Here is a 21,314-nt window from a genome sequence, read left to right on the forward strand (position 1 = left end):
TCCTCCATTATGCATCCATTTTACTTGGCTAAATATTCTTCATAAGAGATGGATACAGGCTCCCCAATCTCTTTCCCTGTCACCTTATCTACCTTAACCTTATAAAAAGCTGTGAATGTGCTATGCCAACTCCCCTGAGTCGTACTATAATATTTCCATTTCCAATTATCCATATTGATTATTCATTCCTTATATATTCAAGTTGTGTTACAATCAAAATTTTTTATCTATTCTTATCCCCATATAAGCCAACCTGTGCCTATGCCTAATAAGAATCCAGGTGTCATCCACTTAACTAATTGCCACGTCCACTGACCAAGCACAACCCATCCAATACCACTTAACAAGGCAACTCACCTCCATTCTTTGCAATTTTAAACTTTTCATGATACAACTTATCAAACATGTATATTGATTTATTACCGCAGTCACATTTAGGAACTTGGTACGCCATTACGTCACCTGCTTTTCACAAAATACTATACTGAATTTTTCAGTTTAGTTTTGTTTCTTACCGCAATTACAGCAGTAAATAGACTTATAATCTTGTGCTAATTTATATCCTCTTTCACATTTTGATTTACAACATAAAGACAATGGTAAATCCTCATGTGTCCCCTTTTTGATTGGCATACTCTTTCACCTACTTTTCTATGCAATTCGAATTCAATTAATTTAAATTACCAAGTTCTTTTATTGCTCCAAAATACGACTTAATAACTGCCATTGCATGTTCTTCATTAGGTACATTCGTTAATTTTATATAGCACTTATCTTGATAAGTTATTACAAACTCACCTTCAAAATCCCATACTTCATCTTTCTCAATTTCCCTATATATTGAATAACTATCTCCATCTATACCTTCTATTAAATAGTTTGGCGGTTTAATACTTAATCCTTTTAAATTTGCTTCAGGTGATACAATCACTTTTTTAGTTACTGTATTCATGATTCATTCCTCCATTTTTAATAAAATTTGAATTGTATTACAAAATAATGATTTCATTAAGAAAACCTATTTATTCCTTTTAACTGATTGTTTTCTAATTCCAGTTCACGTATTTTTTGTTGCAATTTTTTAATTGTGTTTATAGCCATTAAAGATGTATCTTTAACTTCTTTTTCGTATTCTTCATATTCTTCGACACTCATTAATTCAGTGTTTAAATTCTCTCTTAAATATAAATTCCATAGTTCCGAAAAAGTTTTATCAACCCTCAATTAATGCACCTACTTTTATAAAAAAATTCAAAACTTATTACATTTCAATATACTTATAATACTTTCCTAATTGATAATCGAATCGCCAACCATCTTCAATGATTTTCGAATGGTCATTCTTATACTTCGAATGATTTAATAAAACTGTTGGTGAAAACATTATTCTGTCCCAATTAAATAATTCTTTCATTTTTTAATTCTCCTTTTCTACCAAACTCAAATTGTAATACAATAACGCTTTAGTTATTTTTCTTGCTTAATTTCCTTATACTCAACGTCAGTTATTATTAAAGAAACACATTCATTACACCCAACAGTTCCGTCTCTCATTTGAAACCAATAATAATCATTTTCGCATTTACAACCACGTTCTGTTGCTATCTTAAACATCTCTCTTTTCTTTTTAGATGCCACCATAATCCCCTCATTTTCTTATTAAAGTACAAGTTCATCTCCTATTTTAAATAGTAACCAAATTTTAAATCTTGAATATCTACTTGCTTTTCTTCGCCATTAGCTAATCTAACCTTTAATGCTGTATCAATACCGTAATCTTTATTTTTTATTCGTTTTACAATCTCTACTTTTTCACCATTAAGCATAGGACGATTCGAACTCAAAAGTTGTGAGTTAAATTCAATAATATAATTATCTTGAACTTCTGCATTTATACCGCAAATTTTTACATCAATTTTATTTTCCTCTACAATAAGGGATATCAGATACTCTTGAACCTTTTCCGCTATTTCTAAACTAAACCAGTGAAAACCCTCATCACACTTTCGACCTAACTGTGAAGAAAATGCCATAGGCTTATCATCAAAGAAATACATTATGTAACCTACATAACTATCTGTGCAATACCAGTTACCAATCCAGTACGCTGTTATTCTATCTTGTTCTACCCAATCTAAATCAACATTTAGCTCCCTTGCTAACTCTTCAATGTTTACAGAGGCTCTGTTTTTGTCTGACTTGTCAATTCTATTTGCAATATCAATTAGTTTCACTTGTATCTCTCCTTTTTATAAATTTCAAATTGATATTATTTAATTATGATTCTTTTAATTGGCCCTTACTATTCTTCCTTTATGGTCTTTACCAACTGCATAACTTTTCCTACAATTAAAACAGAATAAATCTTCACCTTTTTCTTGACCTTTGATAAGTAACGGACCACTCATACTCGGATGACCCTTTACCGTAATTCCTGTAACCGCATATATGTAACCTCTAAAACTTAGTGATTGTCCACAATCACATTTTGGTTTTTCATATTTATCCATTCCAACACCCCTGTTATTTTAGATTGTATTGCAATAATGCCTATGAATTAAATTAACTGTACTTAACAACTTTTCATCCAGTCGTCTTTAACCAAATAATCTAAATCAATAGATTGGTCAACTGAGTATGTTTCCTCAAAAAGGTTGAATTTACAATACAAATAATCACCTTTTGTTCCTTGATTCATTCCATTAAAATCTGCATCTACAAACAAGTGAATAATTATGTACCCACCTACACATTCACCATCTAAGTTGTGGTAATATCCTTTTTGAACAACATCAGCTAAGTCACCAAACACAGTAGATACGATAAACGCAATCTCTTTTAAATTCCGTTTGCCTTTGTAGTAACGCATCGCACCTTCTTCATCATTGTATCGCCACCTATATTCATCACGAAAATACTTATTTATTACATTCTTTAAATATGTAAACATGCTTGAATTAATTGTTAAAGACACTTGAATCACCTACTTTTCTATAAAATAAAAAATCTATTATCATAAATATTTTGTTAGATTCTCTCTTATTTACGTTCAAAGAATGATAAAAATTCACTGTAGCTGAAATGCTCGAATGCTCCCGTATCATTTCTTACAGCTATACCAACTTCCTCTGATGTTCTAAACATCTTGAAGTCCTCGTAATTAAACCAATATTCTTTGTCAGTACTAAACCCTTTTGAGTTTTCCTTTGGTACGACGTACATCCATTTTCTAATATCTATTAATAAATTGATTGAATCCTGTAAAACATCTAAAGTACTACTCATATCCTTTCTCCTTTCTAAAAAATTAAAGTCCATTTCACGTAAAAATAAATTAATATAAACAAGTAAAATATTATTGCCATGAAGGTGTTGAGAAATCAACTGAATAAACAATGTTACAACGTCTTATCTGTCATTATTTCCTCTAACAATTCCCTGTCAGCTTTTCCTAAATCTAATCCATTTCTCAAAACAGAAATACCTTGAATTTCTGCTAAGAGTTCCTGTAAAATATCATACGCATCAATCTTATTCGATTCACTTTTAAAAGCAGATTTCTTTAACAGAGTAGCAATAAATGTTTTTAATTTAAAATTGATATACCCATTCTCACATAAGGCTTCATAAATATCTAATACCATATGTAAAATATTTTGCATTCCTACATCCTCTAATCCTAAACCATACAATTTAGCAGTAAACAACTTTATATCTTTTTTATAATCAATACGTTTAAAGTGTCCTTTTGTATATAAAATAAGCTGTTTTTCCCAATAATGAAGTTCCATTTTCATCCCCCTACATTTCTATGCATTTAATTAAGCTCACTCCATTTATTTATTCATTCTTTTGTACAGTTCATTTTGTTTTTCGGCATCTCTTTAGTTACAATAGTAAGTTAATTTCAATCTCTTCTTCCCATCTATTCTGACTCTTTCAAGATATAATTTTTCAATCTTTCTTTTTGCTAATCTTCTAAACGACACATATTCTTTTCTGCTACGAAATAATTTAACTAACATATCTATATTCCTCTTTTCTTATTGAAATTTTAAAAGCCTTAAAACTAATCTAACGTTTCCATTACTGCCTTCAAATACTCTTTGAAATCAACTGGAATAACTTCAGTGCTTTTTACATATTCCTCATTATTAACTCCGAAGAACCATCTATCTCCTACCCACTGACTGCCAGAAAAGTTATTCGTACCAAAAACATCATGAGCTTTAAAAGGACAAACGTCTTCAATTTGTTCAATAAGTGCTTTAATTTCTTTATAATATTTCGAACGTTTCTTAAATGGATAAAAATCTTCTTCTTTTGGATTTTTCAAAATTTCATCTTTAAACAATTCATAAGCTTCAGTCCCCATTCGAACCCCAAAGAAATCTGAATGATAAAACACGAATCCTTTATTTGTTCCATATTTTTCTTTAAAAGACTTAAAAAAATGATTTATATCATATTTTCTTTTAATTGCTGACTTATACCAATCACTCTCTTTACTAACCTCATAAATTGGTGCATCTAATGTTTCCATGACTCATTCCCCTTTTCTACTAAATAGCGTTTTCGTTCAATTTGATTTGTAGTGATTAAGTACGCAATAAACTCTGGGTACTCGTTTTTTACAACCGCTTGTTCATCATTGTTTAATTGCTGGTACATTTGGTGCAGTGTAAGTTGTTCTGAAGACAATAAATCCTCACTTGTCCACAATCCCTCACCCATACCGATTACAACCATAAATTTGTCGAAGTCTATCTTGACCACCTTTCATTCTCCTTTTCTACCAAATAACGCTTTTGTTTAAATCTTAAATTCCAAAGGGCATCCATTATGACCATGGTATTTATGTGCATTATAAAACCAGATAGAATTCTTGAATTCATTGATTATGTCTATTAAATGTTCTTCGGTAACTGAATATTTTTCGGCTACCTCCGATATATTAACTTTCTCGCCATGCATAGCCCGACATAAGCAAACTTTACCTACATTTATAATTAATTTAGAATTCACTTCATTAACCTCACTTTTCTACAAAATTCAAATTTGATTAAAATCATAATTTCTTGGAACACCTTTTATGCTCCATGCTATAAATCACAATTAAATCACCTGACATTTCAGTAGAACCGTACTTATCATCTATACCAGGAATTTTTCTACCTCTTTTTGTGTATTGAAGTTTTCCGTTTTCATATTCTCCTTTAGTTAAGTTTTTACCACATTTTGCACATAAAAGTTCAAAGGATTCCTCAACACGTTCTGCCATATAACTTTCCTCTATTCTCCCGTCAAATGTCCTTAAATTAAATTCCGTAAAATTAGCTTCTGCGTACAAGATGTCTGACATCAAAACAATCCTCCTTCCTTAATAAAATTCAAATTTGATTAAACTTCACAAATTAACGCTTTTGTTTGAATTTATTTAGCTTTGTTTTCATACGCTAATTCGTCATAACATGAGTCACAATAATTATCGCCAGATTCTGTTGCTACTCCACGTTCAATCGTTTTATCGCAAACCTCACATAATACGTCCCAATTTTTACGTTCCCTCACTTTTAATTCCCCCTTTGTAAAATTCTTTGTTCTTCAAGATAAATGTGTAAAGTTGCATAACCACCGAAAGTCTTTATCAAATTCCCTTTGTTATCTAATAACTCATAACCCAATACAACCTTTTCAAATTTCCAACCCAATTCATTTAATCTATCTGTTGCGAGTTGTTTCACTATTCTTCGCATCCGCTGGTCATTACTTTCCATCCTTAATTCCCTCTTTCTATACAAAATTCAAATTTGATTAAACTTCACAAATTAACGCTTTTGTTACATTTACAAAAATACTCTCTCCACACCTATCAACTTCTCTCCTTCTTCAAAAGAGTATCTATCGACATAATGATTATCTGTCGGGGACAGGTACTTTGCTAAATATTCCTTCGCTTCTCCTTCTGTATAAAAGGTTCTCGTTTTATTCCAAACTGGTTTTTCATCTAAGTAACTTCTAAACCCACTACTTAAAATAAATGGAATACTTACATATCGCTCTTTATTTGTTTTAATAATCCAACATTCTCTATCCAACTCAATTCGCTCCTTCAATACATTTTTTATACTTATTTATTTTCAGGGATATATTCAACTTTAACTTTTACTCTTATTCCATCCCCTTCATAAAATCCACCCGTTTCACCTACTGAAAATATAGCATCATGAATTTTTTCAGTTAAAACATCAATATGTTCAGAAGTATCTTTGAAATCCGTTCCATTATGTTTATTTATTTCTTTACATCTTTCCTTGCTTTGAATCGCAATGTCATATTCAAAAGATTGTTTCAATCCTTCCTTCATATAACTCACTCCTTGCTTGTTTTACGGCTACTAACCTGCAACATAAGAAAACTGCTCAATAAATGTTTCTAACTTCCATTCATCTTTTTCATGAAACTCCATGTCAGGAATACTTTGATTTCTAAATTCAACTGTAGAAGTTGTCACTTTAGTTACAAATACTGTTCCTCCGAAGTTATGTTCATACATCGCACCTTTTTTTATCATTTTGTTTTCCACCTTTACTCATTAATCAAAAAACATAGGATTCAAATACTTTAATTAACTTACAATCCGACCATTCGGCAAGCTTTCCATTTAAACGTTCAATGAGGTAGCATTCATTATTGTGTTTATCATGAAACTTTTCCCTCAAATATCCCACTCGATTAATAGCAGAAACATGACTGGATAAAGTCACAGTAACTAAGTCATTAACCTCTACCTGCTCCATTCTCTTTCTCTGTTCTTCTGACTTATGAGTTCCACCACTATAAGCATGTTTATATGCCATTCTTGCATTTGCATCTATAATTTCAGCGACTTGTTCGACCTTCATCCCATCTTCATTCCTTTTACAGACGTTTTTTATTTGTTGGATTCTATTGTTGCTACACCAAACACGGAACATGACTTTTTCTTAAGAATATTTTTGCCATCTAAACTTTTGAAATCGTCCCATGTATCTTCTTTACATTCAATAATTTCCCCATTCTCATCCATCAACTTTAATTTCCATGTATACTCGAACCAAGAACCGTGATAATGATATACATCTACTTTTTTTGCCGATAAAACTTTATAAATAATGCCTTCTTTCAAGTTCCTCATCCTTTCTCATGATTAAAATCGTGACCCCTCATATTCTTTAAAACTTCTTCTATTTCTTTTTTAAGTGCTGAATACACCAGTCCATCCCCAAAACTTGAAGCTTTGCGGATACTTAGCATTAACCCCATGTAATCATCTGCATTACGGGGTGACTTCTCGAATTTCTCAATACCTTCTCTAAATTCTTCTATTTTTCGTTCTCTGCTACGCATACTCTCACCTCGAAAATTAGTTTTTTAGGCAACTGATACAATACAATCTGTTTCACATGTCTCAAAAATTCGTTCTTGTAATTCACTATACAATTGTAACCAAGCTGTTGTTTCGTTCATTGATTGTACTGGATGTTCAATACCATTTTCATTACCAAATAGATATACGTTGAATTTAACATCCAACAGTTCCCATCCTTGCTGAATCAATTCATCTTTTCGATTCAGGTCACTATATAATTCTCTTAAAGTTTCAATCGTAACGTCACTTTTGAAAATTAAAGTCCCTTCGTTTAATCGTAAACAAAACGTATCTACATCTTTTTTTCTATTTGCAAATGCAACTGCATGTTCAAACGTATCTTCTTTCATTACTGAAACAGGTTCTAACAAAACAACCTTTTCACCATTTTCAATCCATCTGTCTGTTACTACTACCATAATTACTCCTCCTCGAATTAACGCATTTTAATAACTGCACTTTTCCCTTGTGCAACTTGAGATAGAAAACTATCTAATTGACTAAAACTTTGTAATAGCGGGCTACCACCATCATCTGAAATGTTTATAACTGAACAAATTTGGGACTGATATTCAGAATCACCTGGTAGTGGATTATTAGGAAGCTCATAATAATAATGAGGTTGATGCTCTACTAATAGTGCCTTGATGTCTTCTGTATTTTCTACATATGCAAGATATTGGTCATTGGAAATAACATTTTCTTGCATTAACTGAAATTCTTTGCCGCTAAACATAAATTCGTCATGTTTTACTTCAACTAAAAACAAGTCTCTCACCTTATACAATTCCCTTATAATCTCGTTAAGTTTCTTTAACATATTTTCATTAACTATAGTATATGACATTATTATCGTTTTGTAAATTTTATTTTACTTATTTTACAAAGAGACTTTCTGCTTATAATAAAAAGTTTCGTATTTCTTTACTATTAAAATAAAAAAAGATACTACAAAAATGTAGTATCTCCTTTATAAGCCAACTAAAATTTTTTTCATGAAATACGTTTCAAATCTTTTTTCATGCATGATTGTTTTAGCCTCTTTGACTTTAGAAGATGCCTTATATCAGCAATATTATCGTATGAAAGTTGGACATAATAATAATTAATATGCTCAAGCAATGCGAAAATATAAACAAACCCCGCAACAGATAATCCTCTTAAAGGTAATTTAGGATACCAATTAAAAATATCAACAGAGAACATAATAAGTCCAATTAATAGCAATCCACCGTTCAATATTTTGAAAGTCTTTAATTTGTAAATAATCCAGACGGGAGTAATGGATGTTTTTTCTTGTCTTAATCTCTTTCTTTTTACGTACCAGTAAAGCGTACCTTGTACTAAAATAAACTCCAAAAGAAGGAAGGAAGCCCAAAAAGAACATAGCGAAAATAAATGTAATGTAGGAAATGAATAGTCAATCATAAAACTTACAACAATAAAAGTAATTAATCCAAATAATTCTCCTGTAAATAAATAAGAAAGTCTTTTCTCTATATTTTCCTTCATAATATCCCCCTTTTTATTTTTATATTAAGATAAATTGAATTAATTAATATATTATCACATCTCTTATTAAAGAGCTTCATAAACTTTAAACAATAAATTATAAAATATGCTTGTCATTCCTTCATTTCATATTCATTTAAAATATTATGCATCTCTTCATTCCCAATAATCAAATTGCTTTCTGTAGCATAGTGATGCATTCCCTTTCGAATAAACCCCTTATCTAATACAATCTCCTTACAAATCGTTTCAAATCCCTCTACTACGTCACAATTCACCATATTATAATCAATGGCCGCCATAATAAATCCTACTTGAAAGCTAAGTTGTTCTCTTTCCGATGCATTTACGTTTTTAGTCTCCATTTAGATACTCCCTTTCTGGATTAATTTTTTAATTAAATAATTTTTTCTAATTGATTCATATCAAAGGATTCATGTTTCTGTCCCAAAAGAATAGCTTCAGAAGAATAGTAGACACCTTTTTGATTAACTTCGTTTTCATAGAAAGAATGTTTAAAGAATTGTTGAATATCCTCTTTTTTCTCAATAGATTGCATAAAGCTTGCTCGATGAAACGAAATTTGATTATCTTTTCCATATGTCATGAGTAATACTTCCAGTCTATCTCGGTATGTTTCATTCAACCATTGTTGGAATTCCTCTGACCCGTAGTTCACTTTAGAAACAACAATATTAAATGGTAATAGTTTTAGTTTCTCTTCTAATCTACTAATAGTAAAGAACGCATAAGCATGTGCCTGATAAAAATGTTGCAGTTTACACTCTTCTTTATCACAAAGGTTAGTTCCACATACAAATTGGTTTGTTTCAGCACAATCATGCGTAGCTTGTTCTCCACAAACAGAACAAGTCATTTCTTTATGTTCCATACAGTATGTTTGTCCTTCTTCATTTTCTTCTTTACAAATACCAATCCACGCCTTGTTAAATTTACACATCTTATAATCGCTCCTATTCAAAAACATTTAGTAAACTACCTTTTTAAGAACCCCAACCATAAACTAATATTCCAAAATCCTTACCTGATTCATAGCCTTCTGAATATGTATCTGCTAATAACTTAGCTACTTTACAAGCACTTCTAAAACTTTCTCTATGAGTGATGGGCTCTTTTATCCCACTCTTACATTTATAGATTTGAAAATATTTATCTTTCTTTTTCTCCACTTTATATGAGACATATTCAGCATGAAATCTCATTGTTTCTTTCTCCATCCTATTCCCTCCACTTCAACAAAGTTATGAAGATAACTTTGCATTTCTTAAATAGTCATTGGAATTCCTTCTAAAACTGAATCATCCAAGGCATAATGAGAATCATTACCTTTCCCATCATTTGGTGTTTTTACAACAACTTTATTTTCATATTCGATAATAACCTTTATGTCGTGCATTAAATCTTTAACTTTATTTGCATCTGTAATATCTGCAATTTCATGTTCATACCATGTGGCAGACCATCTTTCAAAAGTTTTTCGGTAGTCGATTCTTATTAGATATTTCCAGTCCGCTCCTTCATGAGGTTCAATATACATAAGACAAATACATTCATTAGATAATGCATATACGCCATCATTCTCCCAATCTATTATCATTTTGAATGTATTTTTAAACTCATTTATTAAATCCATATATTTCCCTTCTTTCTACTCATGCTATCTATTCCAGAGATATTCACCTACGATTCGTATTTCGACTTGATTATCAGTTGTATATTTGACACTTGATATTTCTCTTACAATCACGTCTTTACCATCTGGTGCATCTATTACACACCCTAAATCAATTCCAAATTCAAGTTCTTTTAGCTGTAATAAGATTAGATTCCATTTGTATTCCTCTATTTCACTTATTTAATATATTTATCTTCTGTTAAATTTCATGTAATTCTCCAATATATGCTTTTACTGATTCAATATAAGATTCTTGATTATCTCTTTCGAAAGAAGCCTCTATTCGTTCTATTTGTATACTTGGGAATCTTTCTTCTAACAGGTTTATTAATAATTTCTTATTCGTATCATTATCCGCTAATTGTAATTCGTTACCTTCCTTCATAAGAACGAATCCTTTATCACATAGTTGTTGAATTTTATCTACGGCCTCTTTTTTATCTGACATTGGTTTTCTGCTAAATATTCTGCTACACCGATTCAAACTAAAAGCAAACTTCACATTCAATCCACCATAATCAGTGAAAGTCATTTCAGAAATATAATTAAATCCAAGTTCTCTCCACCAGTCTTTAATTGTATTGGTTAATGAATGAAGTTGCTCCTTCAAGCCATCAATAGGCTTCATTTCAGCCATCTGTTGTTTTAATTCTCTAATACGTAAATTTGCATTTCTAAGGTCTGCACTTCGTCTCTCTCTTTCCTTCGCTAAATCAGATTCATAGTTTGTTGCTTTCGCTACATCTGAAATGTATCTTTCTGATAAAGAGATAAACAGAGCCTTCGCTTCTTCCGTTAGCTTATCTTGAGATAACAATTCGTGCATTTGATGTGCCGAGAAACATAAATCTTTTAATCCTTTTAAAGCAATTGCCCTGTCATCTTCATTTAAAGCGACTAACTCCTTCTGTTTTTCCATTACTCATTCCTCTTTTCCGTTCAATAACGATTTTGTTAAGGCTTCAATTGCCAAGATTGCAGACTTACAGATAGCCATTTGTACAGTTTCACACACAGCACTCACTTCAATATCACCTAATTGAAAATAGCATTTTGTTTTTAAAGAACTTTCTTCTGGTGTAGTTAATGAGAAGTTGAAATGATAATCCTTTCGCATTTTCTCAATTACTAACCAGGCATCCTGTAGATTCTTAGTTGGTTTAAATACATTTAGATTATCTTTTTCAAGGATTCCAACATCGTCTATATCTCTTCCCCCACAGAAAATACCTGTATCAAAAAAATCAGTTCCATCAGGTGCAGTCTCTACTTTCCATCCCATTACCTGCTCCGCAATTAAAATATGAAACTCTCTGTTTTTCATTTCGCATTCTCCTTCTCTCCTAAATAACGAATTTTTAAATTCCTTTAAGCTCTACAAATTTGATTTCATTATAAGGAATAACCACATTAGCAGAAACATAATCCCCTTTTCTATTAAAATTAACTTTCTTGAATGCATTAAAAACTTCCATCGTTGTTTCATTATCCTCAGAATCAATTACCGAAAATCCACCATGCTTCAAATGAATTACTACTTGCATTTAGAACCCTCCATCTCTTTTTAAACTTCAAAAGCCATTTTAAGAACAATTTTGTTTAGTTTTTCACCTCGATTTCCTCATTTGTTGCTTTTCGTAGATAATCCTCATGAACCATCCATTTTCCTTTACGTTCAAGGAACTCCACCCATAGAATTTTAGATGTTGCTCTTATCACTCGTGCTAATCCTTCCGATTCTGGATAATCAGGATGATTAACCATGACATAATCCCCCGCTTCAAACATTAAATGCCCCCTCAAAAATCACGTTCATTCCCCCATACTTAGTTTTTATAAAACTTATAATCTGCTTCGTTAATGTCTTTTAACTCATCGTAGAATCCATATAAATCAAATTGATGTTCATGTGTTTTTCTTTCTTTTGAATAAACAGAATCTGTAATAAACTTATCTACTTTATCATGAAATGCATCGAATTCTTCATCAGACATGTTAGGATTTACAACAACACCAATATCATATCTCGGATAACAACTTATTCCTTTTTCGTTTCTATCAACAACACCAATTGCAACGATATCTTCAAACTGATATGGCAGTTTCTTAAAGAACTCAAATGTATTCTTTCTATCAGCTTCAACATTATTTTTATGAATTTGCTCATCTTTCATAAACTCTTCATACTTCTGCTTTACATATTCTTCTTGTGTTAATTCAACATTTCTTGAAATCTTGTCCCAACAACCGCTATCTTCATTAAATTCTCTTATAACCTGGTAACCCGAATAAAAACCATTTTCATCTCTTGAAAAATCTTTCAATGCATCTCCATATGTTAAGGAATCTACAAAATATAACTTCGGTTTCTCTTCAATATTTTTAACTTGATTTAAAAAATCACCCACATGATTATCAAAGCTTACATAGGTTCTGCTTGGCTTAAACTTATCAATTAACTTCTTATGTTCACCAAACACAACATAAGAATCATTCTGAAGTAACCAAATCGCATATATCCAATTAGGAGTTTCTTTTAAAGTGAAATGGCATACCGAACGGAGCCCCATATCAAAAACAAAATATCCGTTTAAAAACAGTTTCGTATCTACCGTGAATACTTCTTGAATTGTAGACAACAATTTTTCATGACGTTGCGTGTTTACTCGTTTCGCTGTTTTACGTTTCATTCTTTTATTCATTTCTTATATCCCCTTTCTTTTCGTTTTTGAAATATGATAAGTATCTTTTTCTAACATATATTTTCGAACGTAGTATCCTTTATTTATTAGATAATTCAGTGGCGTTTCATCTATTAATCTTGACTCTCTGAATTCCACAATGTAATCATTCGTACATGCATTTATGTCTATCTTTTTTCCGAACAGTAAACGTAAAGCTATTTCTCGAAGTGAATTATTTAATTCCAATAATTCTACATGCTTATCAAACTGTTCTACAGTTAAGACTTCAGATAACTCTGTACATCCGTCAAAATCATAGACAATTTCTACATAATTCTCTACAACGTTTACTTCAAACACCTGGGCAATTAAATATCTATCCATAGGTTTTTCGTTTTCTACACATCCTAAAGGTAGAAGCACAAGTTCCCCCTCATATTTATCTTTTGCCATTTTTAATAGGTCTGTTATCTTCTTTCTCATTCCTGATAAATACATATCTATCCACTCCAATTCTCCTATCATTCATCAAAAAAGGAACTTACTATAACTACAGTCTGCACAATCCTTGAAGAAGATACCTTTCATATTTTTATGAGGACAGAGTAATTCCAACTGCCTAAATGCTATTTTCACTTCATCATCTGCTAAACGGTATGCATGTAGTTTTTCAGCTCTATTCCTCTCTGCATCTTCATATCTTTGTTTTGCAAGTTGAAATGCATTATCTACTGAATCGTCTTCTTGTAAAATTAATTCTGTTTTCATGGATTTCAAAGTTATAGCTCCCATCCCTAAATATTATATTTTTATCAACTATAGTCAATTAATATTGTCATTCTACTACATATTTGTTCCCGCTTCAATATTTTAGTAAATTTTATTTTACAAATAAAAAAGAAGCGAATGAGCTTGTCATTCACTTCTAATCAGATTTACATCTTTTTATCATGTATTTCGTCTTCTTCTTCGTCTTCATCAATATCTGATAAAAATATTTTTTCGAAAATAGAAAGCAGACCAATTAACATTTCAACAACTACAAAAATAATGAATAAAGGAAACCCTATTAAGCCACCTATTGCATATACCATACTTGCAAATCTATGTCCTGCTATTGATTGTATATTCTCAAACATCTTAGCCAATCCTAAGTACATATTTTCTTCTTCATTCACGTCATTCTCTATTTCCTGTGCATGATACGCTTTCTTTAAAAGGTAATGCATAAACAACATACCTACTCCCACATAAATAGATACAAAAAAAGAAGCATATACTGGACTCATAAATATTACCTACTTTCAAAAACACTTTAAAATAAATCTATCTGTATTTCTATTATAACAAACATGTTATAATAGAAATGAAAAGAGTCCATAGGGTCACTTCAGTTTCTCTAAGGAAGAGAAAGGATTTCTAAGGTAGTTGCGGATGCCTTAGAAAAAAATAACCGCTCACTGGTAGGGCGGTTATTTTCATTTTATAAAACAATCACATCATTTAATTCTTTATTTTTAACTTCCTCTTATAATATAAACACTTATTGCATAACATAAATACTTTTGACTATTTATATAAGTTGCCTTCTTGACGGAAAAATCATGTAAGTTGCCCTTTTAATGGCAACTTTTTATATTTCAAATTCAACTTCAGCAATCATAAATATATGCATGTATTTATAGAATACTACTATTTACTCCATTCATCTGGAATCCGTGGCATTGATTTCCCTGCATATGCATCCCAATACCAAAAATCATATTTATCTTTTAAATTATTCATAAGCTGTATTTTTTTCTCTCTATCTATTAGATACTCCTCTGTATTTACCCCAAACACTTCTCCTACAATTTTTTTAGTAGAATCAATAATAAAATCCGCTTTGTAATCATTAAACTCCAATAACCCCTCAAATGGCTTGTAAAATGGAATACCTTTATTAGTCATTTCTTCATATACTTCTATTTCATGGCTACTTTCTGAAAACAAACCATACTTATTTACTTTAAATAAACTAAATTCCCCCAAGTATAATACCTCAGATTTTAGTTTTTTACGATGCACGAAGCCACTAATAATCATAGTTCCGTTTATAACTCGTTCATTTTTTAATTTATCGTCAAGTACATCCTTTTCTACAAAGAAAAAATGTTTTTTGCCAAAATTGTCTACACATTGAACCTTAACGCCATATTCTTTCTCTTCATAATCTATATACTTCATATAGATAAACAAACTATCCTTTTTAGGATTTAATGTTTTTACTTTTGATTTCTTAAACCATAAATCCCCTAAAAATTTCTTTTTACTTGATATCTGTATTTGACCACTCATTGCAAATATTTTTTTCCCAAACTCTTCTATACTCACTTTTTCTTTTGCTTGAAAATATCTGTATTTCTTCCAAGTCAACAAATTTAATCTTGTGCAAAAACCTCTTATTGTTACTTTACCTTCAACCTTTTTTGTTGAAGCATTATTTCCCATATTAGATGTAGTACCAATCCTATCGTCTACAGGAAGTGTTTCCTTTTTATTCTCTGGAATTAGACCAACAAGATTTGCAGTATAAACTATTTTACCATCTTGCATCTCTTCTCCCCAACCACTTTTATAATCAATTGGTTGATAATCATGATGTTTATAACAGTCTATATCATGAACTGCTCCATTTACCGCATTATATATTTTTAAATCTGAACTGATTTTTTGTTCTATATCCTCTTTCCCACAACAACAAAACATAAGAATGTTATTGTTCTCTCTTAATTTCTTTTTCTCTTTATCTGTTATAGTGGCATAAGAATACACTTTTATTACTCTTTTTGTTAAAATATCTACCACCTTAAATGACCCATTCATTTAAACATCATCTCCTCATCTGTCTTTGATTATGTAAACGTTAACTTGCTTGTCAAACATAAAAATCCACTAAAGCCCCAATATTAATAAGTATAACAAACACTATAAAACAAAAGAAAGAAACAGCAACAAAAACCCCTCCGAAACATAAACCTATATACAAAACATTTTAAAATTCCATTTATAAAAAACAATTAAAATAAAAAGCAGTCATATAGACTACTTATACAAGTAATGTTGCAAGTACACCAATAATAAGGAATGGTCCAAATGCAAACATATCATCTTTTTTACTTTTCTTAAAAATCATTAACCCTACAGCAAATATAGATGCTGTAAAGAATGCATACATCAATAGTTGAGGAATTTGATTATAATGAAAGAACAACCCAATTGCCCCAATAAATTTAATGTCTCCTCCACCTAAAGCACCTGTTAATAGTGCCAAGAGTAGAAATCCTACAAAAAGTGAAATAGCTGTTATTACATAAGGAATAGGGGTCTCTATCCTCCATGCTACAAGATAAACAACACTTAACAGGAATACCAATACATTTAATCCATCAGGCAAATCTTGATACTTAAAATCTATCACGAATAATGCTGTAAGAATAATAGACAGAATCATTAACAACCATGCATAAGGAATGAATCCAAACTTCATATAGATAAGCACATAAAAGAGGCCATTTAAAATTGCACTCATTAGATGTTCTTTTTTATGAAAACTATATTTTTCATATACTTTACTTACACTCCATAACATGCAAGCTCCAACTAACATCCCCAATAATCCAATCACTATAAAAATCATTTCTATTTTACACCTCCATAAATAAAAAAGCACCGCATCATACGGTACCTTATTCATTACAATTATATTTTTTATGAAAACTATAGTCAATAAAACTTAGAACTGAGCTTGACTGACTGCTACCTTTCTCATTGTCACTTCATTAAATGTGAAGAATAATCCTTTTACAGGTATTTCAGCATAAATAATTACACTTGTTTTATTTACTTTTACGTTATCAATAGGTGTTTGAACTGTTTCAATTCCCTTTGGGTTATTAACAACATATGTTTTTATATTTGGTTTTTTAGAAACAATGCTCCCTTTTAAAGGCATATAATTGTCATCTAAAGATAAGTCATTTTTTATAATTCTCTTTATCATAGCATCTGCAACCTGCTTATCTACTTCTAATACACCTTCTGATATTTTTTGGTCATTTAACAGTGTAATGGCAGATGAACTTGCATTATCCAAAGTATTTTTAATTTTTCTACTTGAATCTAAGTAGTGTGGTACATCTATAGATAGAAACATAATTAAAGGTAATAATACGGAAATAATAAGGATGACATATACGGAAGTCACACCTTTTTTATTCTTAATGAGATTACATATTTTCTTCAATTTTTACCACCTCTCTGACATTACAGTTTCTTTAAAAATGTAAACATTACTTGATTTATCTTTATAATTAAAGAATGCAAATGCTCCTAATAGTCCTTGTTTATTCGCAGGTAATGTAACAGTAATTTCAATAGGGTCTTTGCTATCTTTTTTTATGTAATTCAAGCCTTCTCCATTAATAGGTGTAACACCAATACAATTTAATCCACCTGTATATGTTTTAGCTATTACCTTTACATCCTCCCGTTTATATCCCTTTTCTTGCATTTTCTTATAGAATATTTCTAAATCACTATTAATCGGTTCTGATTGCTGATTTGTTAGTCCCCCCTGCACTTTTGCTTTCTGTGCAAGAAGATGTACTTCTTTTTCCAATGTTAGTTTTGGATACATATAACTAATAAATCCTATCCCTAAAAATACAACGATTAAAATCGCAGACATACTCACGACAGCTTCTATAGAAACAAATCCTTTTATTCGTTTCAAAATACTCATTATATACTAACCTCCCTTGTCCAACACGATATTTTATAAAGTTTATGTTATATAATATATTTTTTTGTATTATTTTATTTTATATTGATACACTACTAATCTTTACTATATGTTGTTGATAAATTAAAAAACTATAGACATAAAATATCTATAGTTTTAATCATTCTATTCAATTTAGTAGTTTATATTACTTCGTGCTTGGGTCTACTACTTTATACTGATTTGTTGCAGTATCAATATTCGTCATCGCTTTATCTGTAACTGTATTCCCTTTGTTTTGGAATAAAATTACCGTTGCTACACCTAAACCGATAATTAAACCTGCTACAATAATTGTTTCAATTGATACATATCCTTTTGAGTTTTTAACTTTTTTTAACATATTTTTCATTTTTACATTCCCCCATTTTGGTTTTTATTTTTGTTTTTGTTTTTCATTCCTTTAATCCCGTGCGAGCTATTACCCTCATCACCAGACGACCTTTCGGAAGGGTCTTTCGTCTCTATTTAAATGACTACGGTAATTAGTTAGCCCCTTTATTTGGGTCAACTACTTTGTATTGGCTTGTTGCAGTGTCAATATTCGTCATCGCTTTATCTGTAACTGTATTTCCTTTGTTTTGGAATAAGATTACTGTCGCTACACCTAAACCAATGATTAAACCTGCTACGATAATTGTTTCAATCGAAACATATCCTTTTGAGTTTTTAATTTTCTTTAACATATTTTTCATTTTCGCATTCCCCCATTTTCTTTTAAAGTTTATTTTTAGCTCCTTTAATCTTGCATAAGCTTTTATCCCTATTACAAGACGACCTTACGGAAAAGTCTTTCTTCTATACAATAATTTTTAAGTAGTTTTTTACCTTATTGTTTCGCACTTGGGTCAACTACTTTATATTGATTTGTTGCAGTATCAATATTTGTCATCGCTTTATCTGTAACTGTATTTCCTTTATTTTGGAATAAGATTACTGTTGCTACACCTAAACCAATAATCAGACCCGCTACGATAATTGTTTCAATTGATACATACCCCTTAGAATTTTTAATTTTACGCATTACATTTTTCATTAAACATCCCTCCATTACATTTTTTTATTATTATATATTGATTCATCTACGTTATTCGCTCAAACCACTTAATACCTGTCTGAGCTTGACGAATCATTGTTTTTTTGATTCATAATATCTTATATGCTTTTACGCAACTTAATATTCAGTTGTAATGTTATATCAATGGTTCAATACTTGTTTAAAAACATCCACAACAATTGGATTTGGCATGTAAAACTTATCTAATTCAATAGACTCTCTCAATCTACTATCATTCAGAAGCATAGATATTCCTATCATTATTCCTACACTCCTACTTTGACCTGCATTGCAATGAACAATAATTTCGTCAAATTGATTTTGATTTATTAAATCTATAACGCTTATGGCCAAATCTTTATTAAATAAGATAAATCGTTCTTGGCTTGGCAAACATTCTCTAATATCATGAAAATACAATTCCATGACAGAATGGAATTCAGCTAAATGGTTTACGTTATAAGGAATTCCGTATTTTTTATATTCTGGCTCTAAAACACGAATTAAACAGGCGTTTTTACCTCTTGGCTTATACCTTCTAATCTCGTAATCATTTAATATCTTATAAATCATTTTTTCTTTACAAATATTCTTGTAGTATTCTTCTCCATCACGCTTCATTATGTCTTTGATTCTTGTTATCCCCATATAATCCCCCCTCGTTTTCATTCCCCTTTTTATTAGTTATTTCGATATTCTTTTTAAGAATATCTCTAAAGTGAGATGCTTTATGCTTTTCTACATAATCTATTACTTTTTTGAATTCCATAAGCACCCTCCTTTTCTTTCACTCCATCATTCTATGCAAAAAAGACAAGTTACATAATGTAACTCATCTCTAATTATGTCCAATGCTCTGCGTATCTTCACATCAGTCCTTTATTATCCCTTTTCTTCCTAAAATATATTCGATATATAGGCATAATGTTAGAACACCTGAGAACAATAAAGTTCTTTGCCCTAATAAAATCCACTCCGTTTCCCCTATCGGCATTCCATTACTGAGAATATATCCAATTATAAAGCCTACACTATACAGTGAAAAACTTATTGCAAACGTTCCTAAAACACATTTATTCATAAAATCAATACCTCCTTTCATCTAATCACAACAATATAATATTAAGTTTTTAAAGATTGATAGCGAATAAAAAAGATGAGATATCTCATCTTTCAGGTTTAATATATTCCTTTTCGTTAAGGTCCCGCAGGAGAATCCAGTAAGGAACTTCCGTACATTGCAATTGGAATCAGTCCTAATAGAATAACAGCCAAGAACGGAATAAATAAAGAAGCTTGAGAGTACACAAGATTGGATAAATCTTTGCTTCTCTTCAAATTATTCGTGTGTTCGATAATCTCTTGCATGTTATTCTCCAATGATTGAATCCCATCTTCTCGTGAATACTCATTGAACTCAGATAAAATACGCATTGTATCCATGAATTTCGTTCCTGCGAACGATTCTTCTAAATATCTAAATCCTTCTTTTTTATCACGAACATAAATGCGATATCCTACCTCAAAAATACTCTTATATCTCGTTTTTGTTTTTGCTAATGAATATAGCACCTCATTAATGGGTCTTTTTGAGCGAAGCATTAAGATAATAAATAATTGCAGAATTGGTAAGTCTTTTAAAAATGAAAATTTATTCTTTTTTGCTTTTCGCTTTAACCAAAACTTAGGAACTAAACATAATAGCAGTAAGATTGCTCCCACAATGAATTTAAACTTAATTACACCATCAGGACTTTTCATCGTTTCTGTTAAATCAATGTTGAATAAAAGACTTACTAAAAACGTGATATTATCCATGAGCATAACTAAAATGAAAAATACTACTAAAGACATCATTAAAATAGCTATTTGTAGCGTTGTGAACACTCGATAGTTCATTTTCTTTGAGACATTCGCTTCCATAATTAAACGGTTAATATCTTTTACTTTTTTATCGTTTGTATCTGTTTGGATAAACCATTTAAAAGGTACTGCAAATGATAAAATATGCAATGTGTTGGACCAGTCATTCATAAACGGCTTTTCCATTACCCTCTTTTGAGATGTTAGAAAATGTAGTCCAATCAAAGCAAATGCAATCAGTAACGGAAGAATATAAAGATTATGCATGA

At 30.7% G+C, this 21,314-nt stretch carries 48 protein-coding genes; all 48 read right to left on the minus strand.

What is annotated here, in order from left to right; genetic code table 11:
- Positions 1–20: 20 nt before the first annotated feature.
- Entirely contained in the window at positions 21–173 is a 153-nt protein-coding gene (locus CQ064_RS33500) for a hypothetical protein (protein ID WP_000371002.1), read from the minus strand.
- A gap of 325 nt (positions 174–498) precedes the next feature.
- Positions 499–633, minus strand: coding sequence for a hypothetical protein (locus CQ064_RS34020; RefSeq protein WP_003273189.1), 135 nt, complete (start codon positions 631–633; stop codon positions 499–501).
- Between the two features lie 37 nt (positions 634–670).
- Positions 671–952, minus strand: a complete 282-nt coding sequence (locus CQ064_RS09565; RefSeq protein WP_001099224.1) for a hypothetical protein — start codon at positions 950–952, stop codon at positions 671–673.
- Between the two features lie 56 nt (positions 953–1,008).
- Positions 1,009–1,224: a hypothetical protein gene (locus tag CQ064_RS09570; protein ID WP_001261789.1), complete on the minus strand. Its 216-nt coding sequence runs from the start codon at positions 1,222–1,224 to the stop codon at positions 1,009–1,011.
- A 37-nt stretch (positions 1,225–1,261) separates the two neighbouring features.
- Positions 1,262–1,414 carry a hypothetical protein gene (locus CQ064_RS33505; protein WP_000661087.1) on the minus strand — a complete coding sequence of 51 codons (153 nt, stop codon included), beginning with the start codon at positions 1,412–1,414 and terminating at the stop codon, positions 1,262–1,264.
- Between the two features lie 53 nt (positions 1,415–1,467).
- Positions 1,468–1,641 carry a hypothetical protein gene (locus tag CQ064_RS33510; RefSeq protein ID WP_000226598.1) on the minus strand — a complete coding sequence of 58 codons (174 nt, stop codon included), beginning with the start codon at positions 1,639–1,641 and terminating at the stop codon, positions 1,468–1,470.
- Between the two features lie 38 nt (positions 1,642–1,679).
- Positions 1,680–2,234, minus strand: coding sequence for a hypothetical protein (locus tag CQ064_RS09575; RefSeq protein ID WP_000766518.1), 555 nt, complete (start codon positions 2,232–2,234; stop codon positions 1,680–1,682).
- A 54-nt stretch (positions 2,235–2,288) separates the two neighbouring features.
- Positions 2,289–2,510 carry a hypothetical protein gene (locus tag CQ064_RS09580; protein WP_000362158.1) on the minus strand — a complete coding sequence of 74 codons (222 nt, stop codon included), beginning with the start codon at positions 2,508–2,510 and terminating at the stop codon, positions 2,289–2,291.
- A 62-nt stretch (positions 2,511–2,572) separates the two neighbouring features.
- On the minus strand, positions 2,573–2,974 hold the full coding sequence (locus CQ064_RS09585) for a hypothetical protein (RefSeq protein WP_000059754.1): 402 nt from the start codon (positions 2,972–2,974) through the stop codon (positions 2,573–2,575).
- A 65-nt stretch (positions 2,975–3,039) separates the two neighbouring features.
- On the minus strand, positions 3,040–3,285 hold the full coding sequence (locus CQ064_RS09590; protein ID WP_000099431.1) for a hypothetical protein: 246 nt from the start codon (positions 3,283–3,285) through the stop codon (positions 3,040–3,042).
- A 113-nt stretch (positions 3,286–3,398) separates the two neighbouring features.
- A complete protein-coding gene (locus tag CQ064_RS09595; protein WP_000419006.1) occupies positions 3,399–3,791 on the minus strand; it encodes a hypothetical protein in 393 nt (130 codons plus the stop codon).
- A 278-nt stretch (positions 3,792–4,069) separates the two neighbouring features.
- Positions 4,070–4,543, minus strand: a complete 474-nt coding sequence (locus CQ064_RS09600) for a hypothetical protein (protein ID WP_000448840.1) — start codon at positions 4,541–4,543, stop codon at positions 4,070–4,072.
- Entirely contained in the window at positions 4,531–4,776 is a 246-nt protein-coding gene (locus CQ064_RS09605) for a hypothetical protein (protein ID WP_000238684.1), read from the minus strand. Before CQ064_RS09605 ends, CQ064_RS09600 begins: the two co-directional genes overlap by 13 nt.
- 292 nt (positions 4,777–5,068) lie before the next feature.
- Positions 5,069–5,362 carry a hypothetical protein gene (locus CQ064_RS09615; RefSeq protein ID WP_001280168.1) on the minus strand — a complete coding sequence of 98 codons (294 nt, stop codon included), beginning with the start codon at positions 5,360–5,362 and terminating at the stop codon, positions 5,069–5,071.
- 71 nt (positions 5,363–5,433) lie between these two features.
- The gene (locus CQ064_RS33515) at positions 5,434–5,571 is read right to left on the minus strand and encodes a hypothetical protein (protein WP_001209185.1); all 138 of its coding nucleotides are present in this window, start codon (positions 5,569–5,571) and stop codon (positions 5,434–5,436) included.
- A gap of 2 nt (positions 5,572–5,573) precedes the next feature.
- Entirely contained in the window at positions 5,574–5,777 is a 204-nt protein-coding gene (locus CQ064_RS09620) for a hypothetical protein (protein ID WP_000445379.1), read from the minus strand.
- Between the two features lie 69 nt (positions 5,778–5,846).
- The gene (locus tag CQ064_RS09625; protein ID WP_000373373.1) at positions 5,847–6,098 is read right to left on the minus strand and encodes a hypothetical protein; all 252 of its coding nucleotides are present in this window, start codon (positions 6,096–6,098) and stop codon (positions 5,847–5,849) included.
- Between the two features lie 32 nt (positions 6,099–6,130).
- Positions 6,131–6,367 (minus strand): hypothetical protein, encoded by a 237-nt coding sequence (locus CQ064_RS09630; protein ID WP_000657986.1) that lies wholly within the window; start codon positions 6,365–6,367, stop codon positions 6,131–6,133.
- A 30-nt stretch (positions 6,368–6,397) separates the two neighbouring features.
- Positions 6,398–6,574 carry a hypothetical protein gene (locus tag CQ064_RS33520; RefSeq protein ID WP_000591690.1) on the minus strand — a complete coding sequence of 59 codons (177 nt, stop codon included), beginning with the start codon at positions 6,572–6,574 and terminating at the stop codon, positions 6,398–6,400.
- Positions 6,575–6,599: 25 nt separating this feature from the next.
- Positions 6,600–6,905 (minus strand): hypothetical protein, encoded by a 306-nt coding sequence (locus CQ064_RS09635; protein WP_000862012.1) that lies wholly within the window; start codon positions 6,903–6,905, stop codon positions 6,600–6,602.
- Between the two features lie 29 nt (positions 6,906–6,934).
- The gene (locus tag CQ064_RS09640) at positions 6,935–7,177 is read right to left on the minus strand and encodes a hypothetical protein (RefSeq protein WP_003320064.1); all 243 of its coding nucleotides are present in this window, start codon (positions 7,175–7,177) and stop codon (positions 6,935–6,937) included.
- A complete protein-coding gene (locus CQ064_RS09645; RefSeq protein ID WP_001257617.1) occupies positions 7,174–7,389 on the minus strand; it encodes a hypothetical protein in 216 nt (71 codons plus the stop codon). Before CQ064_RS09645 ends, CQ064_RS09640 begins: the two co-directional genes overlap by 4 nt.
- Positions 7,390–7,413: 24 nt before the next feature.
- Positions 7,414–7,830 (minus strand): hypothetical protein, encoded by a 417-nt coding sequence (locus CQ064_RS09650; protein ID WP_000261948.1) that lies wholly within the window; start codon positions 7,828–7,830, stop codon positions 7,414–7,416.
- A gap of 17 nt (positions 7,831–7,847) precedes the next feature.
- Positions 7,848–8,189 (minus strand): hypothetical protein, encoded by a 342-nt coding sequence (locus CQ064_RS09655; protein WP_015055221.1) that lies wholly within the window; start codon positions 8,187–8,189, stop codon positions 7,848–7,850.
- A 215-nt stretch (positions 8,190–8,404) separates the two neighbouring features.
- Complete coding sequence (locus CQ064_RS09660) at positions 8,405–8,923, minus strand: hypothetical protein (RefSeq protein ID WP_000662052.1); 519 nt, start codon at positions 8,921–8,923, stop codon at positions 8,405–8,407.
- Between the two features lie 113 nt (positions 8,924–9,036).
- Positions 9,037–9,288 (minus strand): hypothetical protein, encoded by a 252-nt coding sequence (locus CQ064_RS09665; protein WP_000448570.1) that lies wholly within the window; start codon positions 9,286–9,288, stop codon positions 9,037–9,039.
- A gap of 32 nt (positions 9,289–9,320) precedes the next feature.
- The gene (locus CQ064_RS09670; RefSeq protein ID WP_000335082.1) at positions 9,321–9,884 is read right to left on the minus strand and encodes a hypothetical protein; all 564 of its coding nucleotides are present in this window, start codon (positions 9,882–9,884) and stop codon (positions 9,321–9,323) included.
- Between the two features lie 43 nt (positions 9,885–9,927).
- Positions 9,928–10,161 (minus strand): hypothetical protein, encoded by a 234-nt coding sequence (locus CQ064_RS09675; RefSeq protein WP_000410305.1) that lies wholly within the window; start codon positions 10,159–10,161, stop codon positions 9,928–9,930.
- Between the two features lie 47 nt (positions 10,162–10,208).
- Positions 10,209–10,577 (minus strand): hypothetical protein, encoded by a 369-nt coding sequence (locus CQ064_RS09680; protein ID WP_000364267.1) that lies wholly within the window; start codon positions 10,575–10,577, stop codon positions 10,209–10,211.
- A 241-nt stretch (positions 10,578–10,818) separates the two neighbouring features.
- A complete protein-coding gene (locus tag CQ064_RS09685; RefSeq protein ID WP_000414819.1) occupies positions 10,819–11,538 on the minus strand; it encodes a hypothetical protein in 720 nt (239 codons plus the stop codon).
- Between the two features lie 3 nt (positions 11,539–11,541).
- Positions 11,542–11,943 carry a BC1872 family protein gene (locus CQ064_RS09690; RefSeq protein ID WP_000797112.1) on the minus strand — a complete coding sequence of 134 codons (402 nt, stop codon included), beginning with the start codon at positions 11,941–11,943 and terminating at the stop codon, positions 11,542–11,544.
- Between the two features lie 34 nt (positions 11,944–11,977).
- Positions 11,978–12,163 carry a hypothetical protein gene (locus CQ064_RS09695; RefSeq protein WP_001198461.1) on the minus strand — a complete coding sequence of 62 codons (186 nt, stop codon included), beginning with the start codon at positions 12,161–12,163 and terminating at the stop codon, positions 11,978–11,980.
- A gap of 55 nt (positions 12,164–12,218) precedes the next feature.
- Positions 12,219–12,407 (minus strand): hypothetical protein, encoded by a 189-nt coding sequence (locus tag CQ064_RS09700; protein WP_000460991.1) that lies wholly within the window; start codon positions 12,405–12,407, stop codon positions 12,219–12,221.
- A 38-nt stretch (positions 12,408–12,445) separates the two neighbouring features.
- Positions 12,446–13,321, minus strand: coding sequence for a hypothetical protein (locus tag CQ064_RS09705; protein WP_001042539.1), 876 nt, complete (start codon positions 13,319–13,321; stop codon positions 12,446–12,448).
- A gap of 3 nt (positions 13,322–13,324) precedes the next feature.
- Positions 13,325–13,816, minus strand: coding sequence for a hypothetical protein (locus CQ064_RS09710; RefSeq protein WP_142389148.1), 492 nt, complete (start codon positions 13,814–13,816; stop codon positions 13,325–13,327).
- A 15-nt stretch (positions 13,817–13,831) separates the two neighbouring features.
- Complete coding sequence (locus CQ064_RS09715) at positions 13,832–14,071, minus strand: hypothetical protein (protein WP_003273224.1); 240 nt, start codon at positions 14,069–14,071, stop codon at positions 13,832–13,834.
- 167 nt (positions 14,072–14,238) lie between these two features.
- Positions 14,239–14,592, minus strand: a complete 354-nt coding sequence (locus CQ064_RS09720) for a hypothetical protein (RefSeq protein ID WP_000075605.1) — start codon at positions 14,590–14,592, stop codon at positions 14,239–14,241.
- A gap of 403 nt (positions 14,593–14,995) precedes the next feature.
- Positions 14,996–16,168 (minus strand): hypothetical protein, encoded by a 1,173-nt coding sequence (locus CQ064_RS09725; protein ID WP_001014477.1) that lies wholly within the window; start codon positions 16,166–16,168, stop codon positions 14,996–14,998.
- A 223-nt stretch (positions 16,169–16,391) separates the two neighbouring features.
- Complete coding sequence (locus tag CQ064_RS09730) at positions 16,392–16,982, minus strand: prepilin peptidase (RefSeq protein WP_000576310.1); 591 nt, start codon at positions 16,980–16,982, stop codon at positions 16,392–16,394.
- A 96-nt stretch (positions 16,983–17,078) separates the two neighbouring features.
- Entirely contained in the window at positions 17,079–17,588 is a 510-nt protein-coding gene (locus CQ064_RS09735; RefSeq protein ID WP_000717646.1) for a hypothetical protein, read from the minus strand.
- Between the two features lie 3 nt (positions 17,589–17,591).
- The gene (locus CQ064_RS09740) at positions 17,592–18,086 is read right to left on the minus strand and encodes a hypothetical protein (RefSeq protein WP_000025582.1); all 495 of its coding nucleotides are present in this window, start codon (positions 18,084–18,086) and stop codon (positions 17,592–17,594) included.
- A 187-nt stretch (positions 18,087–18,273) separates the two neighbouring features.
- The gene (locus tag CQ064_RS09745) at positions 18,274–18,477 is read right to left on the minus strand and encodes a hypothetical protein (protein WP_000794174.1); all 204 of its coding nucleotides are present in this window, start codon (positions 18,475–18,477) and stop codon (positions 18,274–18,276) included.
- Between the two features lie 133 nt (positions 18,478–18,610).
- Positions 18,611–18,820, minus strand: a complete 210-nt coding sequence (locus CQ064_RS09750) for a hypothetical protein (protein ID WP_000794173.1) — start codon at positions 18,818–18,820, stop codon at positions 18,611–18,613.
- Between the two features lie 134 nt (positions 18,821–18,954).
- Entirely contained in the window at positions 18,955–19,161 is a 207-nt protein-coding gene (locus CQ064_RS09755) for a hypothetical protein (protein ID WP_000800239.1), read from the minus strand.
- Positions 19,162–19,323: 162 nt separating this feature from the next.
- On the minus strand, positions 19,324–19,830 hold the full coding sequence (locus CQ064_RS09760; protein WP_003320075.1) for a protein-tyrosine phosphatase family protein: 507 nt from the start codon (positions 19,828–19,830) through the stop codon (positions 19,324–19,326).
- Positions 19,793–19,951: a hypothetical protein gene (locus CQ064_RS33525; RefSeq protein ID WP_000394605.1), complete on the minus strand. Its 159-nt coding sequence runs from the start codon at positions 19,949–19,951 to the stop codon at positions 19,793–19,795. The genes CQ064_RS09760 and CQ064_RS33525 overlap by 38 nt, the downstream gene beginning before the upstream one ends.
- Before the next feature lie 102 nt (positions 19,952–20,053).
- The gene (locus CQ064_RS09765) at positions 20,054–20,263 is read right to left on the minus strand and encodes a hypothetical protein (protein WP_001030568.1); all 210 of its coding nucleotides are present in this window, start codon (positions 20,261–20,263) and stop codon (positions 20,054–20,056) included.
- Between the two features lie 116 nt (positions 20,264–20,379).
- Positions 20,380–21,312 carry a hypothetical protein gene (locus CQ064_RS09770; protein WP_000551757.1) on the minus strand — a complete coding sequence of 311 codons (933 nt, stop codon included), beginning with the start codon at positions 21,310–21,312 and terminating at the stop codon, positions 20,380–20,382.
- Positions 21,313–21,314 lie beyond the last annotated feature (2 nt).

Origin of the sequence: Bacillus sp. MYb78 (assembly GCF_002975115.1) — a bacterium.
Lineage (GTDB): Bacteria > Bacillota > Bacilli > Bacillales > Bacillaceae_G > Bacillus_A > Bacillus_A cereus.